At 51.7% G+C, this 12,205-nt stretch carries 10 protein-coding genes; 8 read left to right on the top strand and 2 right to left on the bottom strand.

From position 1 onward, the window contains the following. Positions 1–97: 97 nt before the first annotated feature. Both PLA01S_RS03485 and PLA01S_RS03480 read right to left on the bottom strand, forming a co-directional pair. A complete protein-coding gene (locus PLA01S_RS03485; RefSeq protein ID WP_127590067.1) occupies positions 98–973 on the bottom strand; it encodes a hypothetical protein in 876 nt (291 codons plus the stop codon). A 157-nt stretch (positions 974–1,130) separates the two neighbouring features. Beyond that, complete coding sequence (locus PLA01S_RS03480; RefSeq protein ID WP_174819179.1) at positions 1,131–2,036, bottom strand: LysR family transcriptional regulator; 906 nt, start codon at positions 2,034–2,036, stop codon at positions 1,131–1,133. 171 nt (positions 2,037–2,207) lie between these two features. Here PLA01S_RS03480 and PLA01S_RS03475 point away from each other — a divergent pair, with 171 nt between their 5' ends. The 8 genes from PLA01S_RS03475 to PLA01S_RS03440 all read left to right on the top strand — a co-directional run bounded on the left by PLA01S_RS03475 (position 2,208) and on the right by PLA01S_RS03440 (position 12,143). Next, positions 2,208–3,245, top strand: coding sequence for an ABC transporter ATP-binding protein (locus PLA01S_RS03475; RefSeq protein WP_127590065.1), 1,038 nt, complete (start codon positions 2,208–2,210; stop codon positions 3,243–3,245). A 22-nt stretch (positions 3,246–3,267) separates the two neighbouring features. Further along, a complete protein-coding gene (locus PLA01S_RS03470) occupies positions 3,268–4,332 on the top strand; it encodes an ABC transporter substrate-binding protein (protein WP_127590064.1) in 1,065 nt (354 codons plus the stop codon). 87 nt (positions 4,333–4,419) lie between these two features. Further along, positions 4,420–6,063, top strand: coding sequence for an ABC transporter permease (locus PLA01S_RS03465; RefSeq protein ID WP_371860381.1), 1,644 nt, complete (start codon positions 4,420–4,422; stop codon positions 6,061–6,063). After that, positions 6,060–7,376 carry an MBL fold metallo-hydrolase gene (locus PLA01S_RS03460; protein ID WP_127590063.1) on the top strand — a complete coding sequence of 439 codons (1,317 nt, stop codon included), beginning with the start codon at positions 6,060–6,062 and terminating at the stop codon, positions 7,374–7,376. The genes PLA01S_RS03465 and PLA01S_RS03460 overlap by 4 nt, the downstream gene beginning before the upstream one ends. Before the next feature lie 175 nt (positions 7,377–7,551). Beyond that, a complete protein-coding gene (locus tag PLA01S_RS03455; protein ID WP_174819178.1) occupies positions 7,552–8,532 on the top strand; it encodes a ketoacyl-ACP synthase III in 981 nt (326 codons plus the stop codon). Between the two features lie 322 nt (positions 8,533–8,854). Beyond that, positions 8,855–10,207, top strand: a complete 1,353-nt coding sequence (locus PLA01S_RS03450) for an ABC transporter substrate-binding protein (RefSeq protein WP_127590061.1) — start codon at positions 8,855–8,857, stop codon at positions 10,205–10,207. A 119-nt stretch (positions 10,208–10,326) separates the two neighbouring features. After that, on the top strand, positions 10,327–11,283 hold the full coding sequence (locus tag PLA01S_RS03445) for a carbohydrate ABC transporter permease (RefSeq protein ID WP_127590060.1): 957 nt from the start codon (positions 10,327–10,329) through the stop codon (positions 11,281–11,283). Next, positions 11,280–12,143: a carbohydrate ABC transporter permease gene (locus PLA01S_RS03440; RefSeq protein WP_127590059.1), complete on the top strand. Its 864-nt coding sequence runs from the start codon at positions 11,280–11,282 to the stop codon at positions 12,141–12,143. Before PLA01S_RS03445 ends, PLA01S_RS03440 begins: the two co-directional genes overlap by 4 nt. Positions 12,144–12,205: the final 62 nt, after the last annotated feature.

Genomic DNA, 12,205 nt, shown 5'->3' with positions numbered 1-12,205 from the left:
TCTTTTTTGTTTATACCCATAGGAACACACGTGAAAAGGAATCATGAAGCATCAGAAAGAAGGGCGCCCGCTATGGGGCGCCCTTCTTTTCTCTATCTTAATATCTTTCCAAGATCAGCTGTGTCTTCAAGCCGTCCATGGGAAGAAGCCAATCATTAGACTCCAGCGTGTCCATTAGCTCCGATCGGAGCTGGGAGGCTACCGAGACATCGGACGTTTTAAAAGAGATTTCGATCAGATTCTCGGTTCCTGTGCCGTCTGCATTACGAATAGGCCAAACCTCGAGGCTCATTTTTTGGCCATTCCATGATCCTTCATAGCGGTGGAACGTCAGCGGTCCATGGATGCGGGACTGTGAGAGTTTTTGTTGACCCCAATTCGGGGAGGACCATTTATTGAGCTTACCTGGGAGTTTGTCCAGCAGCAAAGCCAAGGCGTCTTGTTCGGATGGGAGCGCTGGGCCGGTTGTATTCGTACTTACCTTCTTGGTATTGGAGAAACTAAGCGTTTGTTTGCCGTAGCCCCAATCAATCTCGGCCTCGTAATTGTCATCCGAAGCATCAAAGCCTTCCTGGTTTGCCAAGCTGAGCGCTGCGTTGATATCTCCATTCACGATGGGATACCGTTTCTTATAGGTAAGCTCGTAGTTATCCTTGTCCTCTTTTTTGCGAAAACGGACGTCCCAGCCTTCGGCATTCAGCTCCAGGTTGTCCGTATCATAATAAGCTACACCGATTGCTTGAGGAACAGAGGCCAGTCCGAATGCTTGAATGACTTCGCTCCGCAGGCTTCCGCTGGATTCCAGCACGGTTTCGGGTTTGGCAAGGAACTTCACTTCATACGAAGACACGGCATTGGCGGCGGCTGAAACCTCCGTTTCGTGGAGTCCGGTGAATCCACTTCCTAGAGCCGCAAAACCTACCACGAAAGACAACGTCAGCTGTTTCCATCTTCTCAATATAATCACTCCCATAAGCTGGATTTAGATACACAGCTTACTTTAAACGCTGAATAATTGTGAGTTGTTAACGGGGGATGGCGAATGTATCAAATATGTATAGAATTATTGAATGCCGGCATACATTTTTTGTTAATCTATCCATCTGACTTACAGCATAAACTCCCTTTTATCACAGGACCTGCTCCAATTGTATGCCCACTTCGCGCAAGACCTCTTGAAAACGCTGAATTTGTACGGAAGGAAGTCGGTCTTTATTCTGGACGCTGTATATATGCCGGGATGCCCGGTGGCCGGGAATCGGCATAACGTGCAGTAAACCTTCTTGCTGCTCCCGCTGTACCGCCATCCGTGACATGAAGGAAATATGGTCCCCCAATAACACAAGTTGCTTGATCGCTTCGAGCGAGTCCAGCTCCACCGGGCTCCGCATATGCAAACCATGCTGCTCCAGCCAAAGGTCGGTCAGCTGCCTTGTGCTGGATTCACTTCCATGCAAGGCGAAGGGACTGCGAATAATCTGCTCGGGCTGCAACGAATCCGATTTTGCCAGCGGATGGTCAGGTGAAGATATTAGGGTTAGATCATCCTTGCACAAGGACTCGGCCTGCAGACTGGAACCCGTAAAGGGCTCTGATGAAATAATGCCCAGATCAATCTGGTGCCGTGCCAGCATGTCGCGGATAACCGGTGAAGGCTTGACGGATAAGGATATCCGTATGCCGGGAAACTCACGGGCAAAGGTATTCAATATCGCGGGCAGCAGATAGGTGGCAGGGACATAACTGGCTCCAATGTGCAGCGTTCCCCGATATAAGCTGTCGTATTCGCGGACGACACGCTCCGACTCCTTGGCAAGCGCGTTAATTTTTACCGCATAATGCAGCAGAGCTTGTCCGGCCTCGGTGAGAAATGTTTTTCCGCTTCGGGACTCGAACAGCCGGACTTGTAGTTCCTCTTCCAGTGACTTCATATGAAAAGTAACCGTGGGCTGCTTGATGCCGAGTATTTCTGCCACGCTGGTCATATGATGATGGCGGTCGATCAGCTCCACAATTTGCAGCTTCATCAGATTCATTCGTATCTCTCCCTTGATTATTCCTTATTTATGCTCTCTATATAGATTTAATCTATGAGTATCAACAGAATTCAAACAAAAAGTTAATTCCAAGTTTACATTAGTCTAATACAACGCTTAAACGTACCCCTTACACTGGAAATAGCTTAAGAAGACAGGTTGGGATCGAAAGTGGATATTGAAACCAGGGGCATTCAAAAATCATTTCAGGGTACACCCGCGTTACTTCCCACCGATTTAAAACTGCGTCACGGTCAATTCACCACATTGCTCGGGCCGTCAGGCTGCGGCAAAACGACACTGCTCAGGATGATCGCCGGGCTGGAACAGCCGGACGGAGGAGAAATCTATGCGGAAGACCGGTGCATCTACTCCGTACACAAAAAGATTGACGTGCCGGCGCACAAACGCAGCTTCGGGATGGTATTTCAGGATTTTGCCCTCTGGCCGCATATGACGGTATACGAGAACGTTGCCTTCGGATTAAAAGCGGCCAAGCTTAAGGCGGATCTCAGAAAAAAAGTAACCGAAGCGCTGGCTATGGTTCGCTTGGAAGGGATGGAGGACCGATATCCGCATCAGCTGTCCGGTGGACAACAGCAGCGGGTTGCATTTGCCAGAGCAGTAGCCATTCGTCCGGCACTGGTACTGTTCGATGAGCCTTTGAGCGCGCTGGATGCCGTGCTTAGGGAGGAAATGCGGATCGAAATGATGTCGCTTGTGAAGGATATGGGGCTGACTGCCCTTTATGTCACACACGATCAGGTAGAAGCCATGTCGATGTCGGATGAAATCGTGGTCATGCGGAAGGGAGAAGTCCTGCAGCGTGGAACCCCGGAGATGATATATGAAACACCTAGCCATCCCTTTGTGGCTTCGTTTATCGGCAAGTCCAATTGGCTAACGGTGGATCATTCCATGGTGAGACCGGAGCATGTGACCTGGAGCAGGACAAGCACGGAGGATGTATGCTATCAGGCAACCGTGCTAAGCGTGAGCTATGTAGGCGAACGATACGAAATTGGCTTACAAGTGGATGGTTTGGATAAGTGGACCGCTTACCTGGACAAGAGGGTACCTGTCGGAGAACGCGTAAATCTGTACGTGTCTCCACATAAGGTTTGTCGGATGGGTGAAGGAACAAGTCCTGATAAGAATACAGACATACATCAAAATACAGCAAAACGCACGCCTGCTGCTGCAGGCTAAGATTAAAAGGAGTTGGGGAGAAATGAGTCAATTGAAGTTACGGAAAAAAAGCGCGGTGCTGTTGTTGGCATCCGTCATGAGCCTAAGTCTGTTTGGATGCGGCAGTACGCCGAATGGGGATTCGGCTAAGCCGGCACAGGATACAGGCAAGCCATCTGCATCGGGGAGTGCCCAAGCCGGAGGCAAGCTCGTTCTCTACAGCGCAGGCCCTCAAAAGCTTGCCGACAATATCGTGAGCGGTTTTGAAGCCAAGACCGGAGTGAAGGTAGAGATGTTCCAAGGCACAACGGGCAAAATTTTGGCGCGGATGGAAGCGGAAAAATCGAATCCGGTCGCGGATGTGGTCATTCTGGCCTCCCTCCCTTCCGCACAGGCGCTCAAGGCGGATGGTCTGACATTGCCTTATCCTGAAGCCGCCAATGCGGACAAGCTGAACAAGGATTGGTCCGACGCGGAAGGAAACTATTTCAGCACAAGCGCATCGGCGCTCGGGATTGTATACAACACCAATCTGGTCTCGGCCCCGCCTCAAAGCTGGGCGGACTTAGGGATGCCGGAGTGGAAGGATGCGGTCAATATTCCGGATCCGACGCTGTCGGGATCGGCGCTTGATTTTATCACGGGCTATTTGAGTGTGAAGGGCGACGCAGGCTGGGAGCTGTTCGAGAATTATAAAGCCAATGGCACGGCTATGGCAGGAGCAAACCAGGAAGCGCTGGACCCGGTGATCACCGGTGCCAAGAGTTTGGTTGCCGCAGGTGTGGATTACATGGCGTATTCGGCCAAAGCCAAGGGCGAGCCGCTTGACATTGTATATCCGGAAGAAGGAACCGTCGTGAGTCCGAGACCGGCTGCGATTTTGAAATCCAGCCCGAACGTGGATAATGCCAAGGCTTTCATCGACTACTTGCTGTCTGACGAAGCGCAGAAGCTGGTGGCGGATGCCTATCTGATTCCGGGCCGTGAGGATGTGGAGGCCGAAGGCCGGACCAACCTGAAGGATATTCCGGTGTTTAAAGTGGATTGGGCTTGGATGAATGACCATGGGGATGAGACGGCGGCACGTTTTTCCGAAGTATTCAAGTAAGTGCATAAGAGCGAACCACAGGAAGGCAATGTGAGGTGAACCGCAGTGAGACCTGTCATCATGGACAGTCAGCGATTTTTACGAAAAATGGGCGTTATTCTCGCCCTTTTTCTTCTTATTATAAGCATTGGTGTGCCATTGCTGCTTATTTTCTGGCAAAGTGTATACCCGGATCAGCACTTCGATTGGCTGGCGCCGATACGAACGATAGCCGGTCATGAACTGTCCGGCATTTTGCTGCAATCCATCTGGCTAGGGGTATGCGTGGTGGCAGGATCGACACTGCTCGCGCTCCCGCTTGCCTGGATGATGGCCAAAACCCGGTTGGGACAGCATCGGTGGGTGGATGTGATCTTGATGATTCCGTTCATGACCCCGCCGTATATCGGTTCGATGGGCTGGATTCTGTTTATGCAAAAGGGCGGATATTTGCAGCAGTGGGTGCCGGGAGCAGCTAGGTGGAGCGATTCCTTCTTCAGCTTCGGAGGCATGGTGCTGATTATGAGTCTGCATTTGTTCCCGTTTCTCTACCTGCTGCTGCGGGACGCTCTGATCCGGATCGGCGGTAATCTGGAAGAGGCCGGCGCGGTTCATGGCGCAAGCGCAGGATACCGGTTTAGAAGAATCATACTGCCGCTGCTGTTATCCTCTTACGGCATGGGCGCGATGCTGGTGTTCGTCAAAACCATTGCGGAATTCGGGACCCCGGCAACGTTCGGTCGCCGCATCGGCTATTATGTAATGACCTCGGAAATCCACAAATATATTTCAAGCTGGCCCATCGATTTCGGTAAAGCGACCTCGCTGGCGTCAGTCCTGCTGTCGGTTTGTCTGGTGATGTGGTACATGCAGTCTACGATCAGCCGGAGGTTTACCTACCGTCTTGTCGGTGGCAAAGGTCAACGCTCCAAAAGATATTCGCTGCGCGGTAGCAAAGGCGCCGTCTGCGCTCTATACATCGGTTTGCTGCTGATATTGTCTGTCGGCATTCCTTATTTTTCTGTTATAGCGGCATCCCTGATGAAGCTTCGGGGAGCCGGATTGTCCTTGGATAATCTGACGCTTGCCCATTACAAGGAATTGCTGTCTTGGGGATCGGTCAGCCAGAAAGCGCTTGGTAACAGTCTGGGTCTGTCGCTTGCAGCATCTACGGTTGCCGTTCTGCTCGGTACCGGTTTTGCCCTGACGATAGGCAAGTCCCAGGCACGGATGCAGCGGGTCATTGATCTGTTAAGCCTCTTGCCGAATACGGTTCCCGGCATTGTAATGGTGGTCGGTTTGATCCTCCTCTGGAATGCGCCATGGATGCCGGTTACGCTCTACAATACCTACGGGATGGTCGTGCTGACGTACGTCGTGCTGTTCCTTCCATATACGGTGCAATACGTGAAGGCCAGCTTTACGCAGATTGACGGTACTCTGTTTCAGGCGGGGCAGGTATTTGGAGGGGGGCCTCTGCTTATACTGCGGCGGATTCTGCTACCGCTGATTATGCCCGGCATGCTAGCAGGATGGATCATGACCTTCACGATTGCGTCACGGGAGCTGGTCGGATCACTGCTCATTCTGCCGCCATCGATGCAGACATCGGCTACGTATATATTTGCCCAGTTTGAGCAGGGACAGGTATCTCTCGGGATGGCGATGGCTGTCGTCTCCGTCGGCATGACGGTGCTGCTGTTACTGCTGGTAGAAGCTATGAATTCTAAAAGAAAGTGGAATGCATCATGATGAAACTGACAGTGTGGGGCGGTGCAGGCGAGCACGGCCGCTCCGCCTATTTACTAAGCGGCAGCCAGGTTCATTTGCTCCTGGATTGCGGCGTCAAGAAGGAAGGATCGGGAGACTATCCCATGATCCAGCAAGAACAGGTGCCGAAGCTGGATGCCGTGTTTCTGTCGCATGCCCACGAGGATCACTCGGTGGCGATTCCGCTCCTGTACCGCCTTGGCTATCAAGGGGAGGTATGGACTACCCGGGAGACGGCAGCGCAGTTAACGGCCTACTTTGCCTCCTGGAGGGAGTATACGGCAAGGGCAGGCGTGCAGCTCCCTTATATGGAGGAGGATCAGCTTGCGATCCGCTACCGGTACCTAGAGGAAGAGGCGGAGAAGTTGACATGGTTTGAAGGGCTTCCCGGCGTAGAGGTCATGTGGGGACGAAGCGGCCATATGGTGGGGGCTGTCTGGTTTCTGGTACAGGCTGAAGGAAAACGGATCTTCTATTCAGGAGACTACACATCCGAATCGCTGCTGCTTGAGGATGACAGCCCTGCGTTGGTAGAGAAGCCCTCTTCCATGCTGCTGGATCTGGCTATAGTGGATGCGGCTTACGGAACCGACGCTAATTCACAGGCCGATAAACTGAAGCAATTGGAACAAAAGATTGAGAGCACGCTGCAAACTGGCGGGAAGATATTATTACCGGTGCCGGCCGCCGGCCGAGGTCAGGAAATGATCCTATGGGCATACAGAAATTGGGGAAATGTGCCGATCGTGATCGAACCGCCGCTGATCGAAGGGATGAAGCGACTGCTTTGCCGTTCGGAGTGGCTTCGCAGCAAGGACTCCGATCAGGGAATGAGAGATCAGCTGGAGTCATTACTGAACCGGAACGATTGGATCATACCCGCTAGTGAGGCGGAACGCGAGTCCTTGCTCCAGAAACACGGGGCATCGCTATGGTTCGTAACCGATGGGATGATGCAGTCGAATCTTGCGCAGTGGTACTATCGCCAGATGTCCAGCGATACCCGGAATCTGGTTCTGCTCACGGGTCATGTTTCCAAAGGAACCTTTGGACATCGTCTCCTTCAACATCCGCAATCGTACGGTGCCTGCTCTGTCACGAAAATCAGGTATAAGGTACACCAGGGCCTGGCGGACGTGCGCCTGATGATAACCGGCGTTCCGGCACTGCATACCGTACTTGTCCATGCAGACAAAGGAGAAACGGACCGGTTACGAGCCTGTCTGACAGAGGAAGCACCGGATCCCAACCTTCACATTTATTCCATGTCGGCTGGTGAGGAAGTATATTTCTAGACGTGATTAGAGAACCTTTATCGCTCCAGCGATAAAGGTTTTTTGGTGGAATGGATGTTGTGTGTTTAGATGTAGGTGAAGTTGGTGAAGGCTGTAATGAACAGTTATAAAAATAAATTAGTACCAAGTACTAGTACTTGGTGATATAATAGTTATAAACTTGGAGGTGTGAATGATGAGCCAATCAAAGTCAAGAATGACGGCGATCGGGACCTATGTTCCTGAACGGATATTATCCAATGCGGATTTAGAGAAGATGGTTGAAACGAGTGATGAGTGGATTGTGCAGCGAACAGGCATGAGGGAACGACGGATTGCTGCCCCGCATGAGTACGTGTCGGATCTTGCCATAAAGGCTGTAGAGGATATGGTTGATCGGTACGGCGTTACCGTGCGGGATGCCGATATGATTCTTGTGGCCACAAGCACGCCGGAGTATTCTTTTCCCAGTACAGCTTCCCGGGTGCAATCGAAGCTGGGCATTGCAAGCACGGGTGCGCTGGATCTGAATGCCGCTTGTGCGGGATTTGTATATGCACTCCAGATGGCTGACGGATTAATATCCGGAGGAGCCTACCGTAAGATTCTGGTTATCGGTGCAGAGACGTTATCGAAGATTACGGATTACACCGACCGAACGACATGCGTATTGTTTGGGGATGGCGCCGGTGCCGTATTGTTGGAGAAAGATGAGGAATCCCCAAGTGTGATAGCTTCCGTATCGGGAACCTTTGGCGAAGGCGGCATCCATCTGTATAAAACAGCCCTCTCGGAGCAAATGGACGGCATGGATTTAAAGAGCGGCTGTCTTGTTCAAAATGGCCGTGAAATTTATAAGTGGGCCATTCGGAACATTCCGGACGGTGTCCGCAGCCTTTTGTCCAAAGGGGGCATGACCGCAGAAGAGGTGGATTGGTTTGTCCCGCATAGCGCCAATCTTCGCATGATTGAAGCGATTAACGAGCGGGGGCCATTTACAATGGACCGCACCTTAACCAGCGTCGAGTACCGCGGAAATACGTCGGCAGCCTCCATTCCGCTTGCACTTCAGCTGGCGGTGGATGAAGGACGGCTGAAAGCGGGAGACCACGCCCTACTCTACGGGTTTGGCGGGGGAATGACCTATGCCGGCTCCATCGTAAAATGGACGATATAAAATCGTGACATGAAAACGATGGAACGAACCACCGATCATGGAGAAGCGGATGACTCCGGAGGAAGCGGGACTCACAGCAATGGTCCACGAACCGGAGGAATAATCCGACTGACGAAGTGCTGATCCAACGCGAGAGATTCATCATGTTAATCCATAAGACCGCTATCGACATTCGATATGCGGTTTTTTTGCGATTTTTGGATAATCGAACCTGAATCGTAATAAATTCAACCCAAATTCGAAAGTTTACCACCTCAAAATTTGGCGCCGCTTTCATTAGACTAAAGAAGAAAAATACGTTCCATGGAAGAGGGGTAGAACAATGAAAAGGTTTAAGTCATGGAGCTTGCTGCTCCTGAGTATCATCATGGTGTTCACGCTGGCCGCATGTGGAGGCGGAGGCGGTAACGGAAGCAGTACGGCTGAATCTCCGGGGGGAGGCAGCAGCAACGAAGAGACGGACAATACGAAAGAAGGAACCGAGTCCACAGAGAAAATCGAGCTCTCCTTCTGGTCGCTGGGAACGACCAACTATGAGGATCTGGCGAAGGAATATACGAAGGAGCATCCGAACATTACATTCAAATTCCAGAATACGTCGGACCAAACTGCGCACCACAACAATCTGACGACGGCATTGTCCGCAGGCTCTGGCGCACCCGATATTTTTCAGCTGGAAATCGCCTTCATGGAGCGCTTCATCAATAACCAAGATAAGTTCTATAACCTGTACGACCTGGGCGCCAAAGACTTAGAGGGCAACTACCTGGAGTGGAAATGGAAGCAGGCCACATCGGTTGACGGCTCCTTCCAACTCGGTCTGCCTACAGACATCGGCCCTACGGTCGTCTATTACCGTACGGATCTGGCTGAGCAAGCCGGACTGCCGACCGATCCGGACGGATTTAGCGCAGCGATTGACTCATGGGACAAATTCGCCAGCGTGGCCAAGGAGTTCACAAGCAAAACAGGAAAACCGTTCGCCGACTTGACGGACCTGGTATACAACGGGGTGCGCGACCAATCTCCGGATCAAATCTACTTCAACAAAGAGGATGGCTCCTTTATCGGAGATACGAACCCGCAAGTGAGGAAAGCTTACGACTTTACGGTAAAAGGAATTCAGGAAGGCTGGATCGGCAACTGGATCCTGTGGTCTCCTGAATGGCAAAAAGCGATCAACGACGGCGACTTTGGCGTCATGCTCGGCCCGGCTTGGATTGCCGGTACCATCCGCAATGCGAAGGACACCGCAGGCAAATGGCAGATTGCCCAGCTTCCTGAAGGAGCAGGCAACTGGGGCGGTTCGTTCCTGACCCTGCCAAAGGAAGGCAAGCATTCGAAGGAAGCCTACGAATTTATCTCGTGGGTGCTTAACAAGGAGAATCAGTTGAAATCGTTCAAGGACAGCGGCTTGTTCCCGTCCATCCCGGCGGTATACAGCGAGCCTTCGTTCACGGAAGAGAAGGACGAATTCTTCGGCGGCCAGGTGATTTCCGAAGCGTATGCCAAATCGGCGGAACGCATCAAGCCGGTTTACTACGGACCGCTTCATGACCAGACCGACACGATCATCAAGAACGCGCTCAAAAACGTGCTGGAGAAAAAGGCCGACCCGCAAAAAGAATGGGAAAGCGCAATGAAGCAAATCAAGACGCTGGTCGATCGCAGCTAGGTTAAACAGACGGATCATTCCAGCTAGCCCGTTATATCCAATAACCGTCCGAACCCGAGAAGGGATAAAGCGCCCTTCGCTCGGGTTCGGATTTATCCTTACCTACCTGGAGGTGCATCATGGCTGACACAGCAACGGCAGAATCGCCGCAGCCGGTGCCGCAAAGGCGGCGCTTGTTGACGGAGACCGTGCGAAGCCGGTTTACGGCTTATACGTTCATATCGCCATTTTTCATATTGTTCGCAATTTTTGGTCTGTATCCGATTCTTTTTACCATCTATTTGTCTTTCTTCAAATGGGACGCGCTCGGACCGATGAAATACGTCGGCTTCAAGAACTACGAGCTGATTACAAGCGACCCGACCTTCTGGATCGCGTTTAGCAACACACTCATTATGGCTTTGATGGGAACCGTGCCGCAGCTGATTGTGGCCTTATTTGTGGCGGTTATGCTCAACTCGGCCTTGAACAAATTCAAGAACGCGTTCCGCATTCTGTATTTCATGCCGAACATCACCTCCATCGTTGCCGTGACGCTCGTGTTCAGTACGATGTTCGGCAACAACGGGATGGTCAACTGGCTCTTGAACACCTTCGGTGCGGAAAGCGTACCGTTCAACTCCGGCTGGTGGGGAGTCAAAATCGCGATATCGACCATGGTTATGTGGCGGTGGATGGGTTATAACGCCATCATTTTTCTGTCGGGGCTGCAGAGCATTCCGACCGACATTTATGAAGCGGCCAAAATCGACGGCGCTACCAGAGGCCAACAGCTGCTCTATATCACGCTGCCGCTTCTTCGGCCATTTATTCTGTTTGTTACCTTGGTATCAACGATCGGCGCGCTCCAATTGTTTACGGAGCCTTATGTATTCCTTGGTCAGTCCGGCACGGGCTCTACGCGTCAGGAAGGGGTAACGATGGTCACTTATCTGTATAATGAAGCATTTAAGAACGGATTTTTCGGTACGGCAGCGGCAACGGCGGTCCTCTTGTTTATCGCCACCATTCTATTCTCGGTATTAAATATGATGCTGGGCCGCGAAGGTAAAGATACGGGAGGTAAAAAAGCATGAGCACAGTCGCCATAAGCCGAAAAAAACCGGATGAACCCGGTGTTGTCGCTAAATTTTTCTTCTACCTCTTCATGATCCTTGGCGCGCTGGTCTCGATCTTCCCGTTCTACTGGATGTTTGTTGTGGCTACCAATGATAAGGATGCGGCATTTCATATTCCGCCGCTGCTTACGCCCGGCACGCAGTTTCTGGATAACTTCGCGCGCGTGCTGGAGCGAACGGACTTTTTCAGGGCATTGATGAACTCGGTCGTTGTGTCTACATCCGTGACCTTGTCCGTTGTGTTCCTCTGTACGCTGGCGGGTTATGCTTTTGCCAAGTATGAGTTCCCGTTGAAGAAGACGCTGTTTGTCTTTGTCATTGCCACGATGCTTGTGCCTGCCCAACTGGGCGTGCTTCCACAGTACGTCATCATGGCCAAGCTCCACTGGATCGACAGCTACAAAGCGCTGATCGTGCCCGCCATGGTCAATGCCTTCGGCATCTTCTGGATGCGGCAGTACATCGCTTCCGCCGTTCATACCGAGCTGATCGAAGCGGGGCGGATTGATGGCGGCGGACATTTCCGGATTTTCTGGAACATAGCTATTCCTGTGGTAACACCGGCGATGGCTACACTGGGAATTCTGAATTTCATGAATGTGTGGAATGATTTCTTCTGGCCGCTCGTCGTATTGAAAAATAGAGAAAATTACACCATTCAAATTGCGCTGCAGCAATTGTTCACCAATAAGGACGGCCTTGATTTCGGGATGATCATGTCCGCTACCTTCACGGCTACGCTGCCGCTTCTCATTGTGTTTCTATTGTTCAGCCGCTATGTCATCGCGGGTCTGACATCAGGCGCGATAAAAAGTTAACATGCGGGGTGATGTCCTACAAGGAATGCGGACTGCCATGAAGAATAATAGACATAGTAGAG

The organism is Paenibacillus lautus NBRC 15380, from assembly GCF_004000945.1.
Taxonomy (GTDB): Bacteria; Bacillota; Bacilli; order Paenibacillales; family Paenibacillaceae; genus Paenibacillus_AQ; species Paenibacillus_AQ lautus.
Note: the sequence above shows the minus strand (reverse complement) of the source record. Positions and strands in the feature narration are given on the sequence as shown.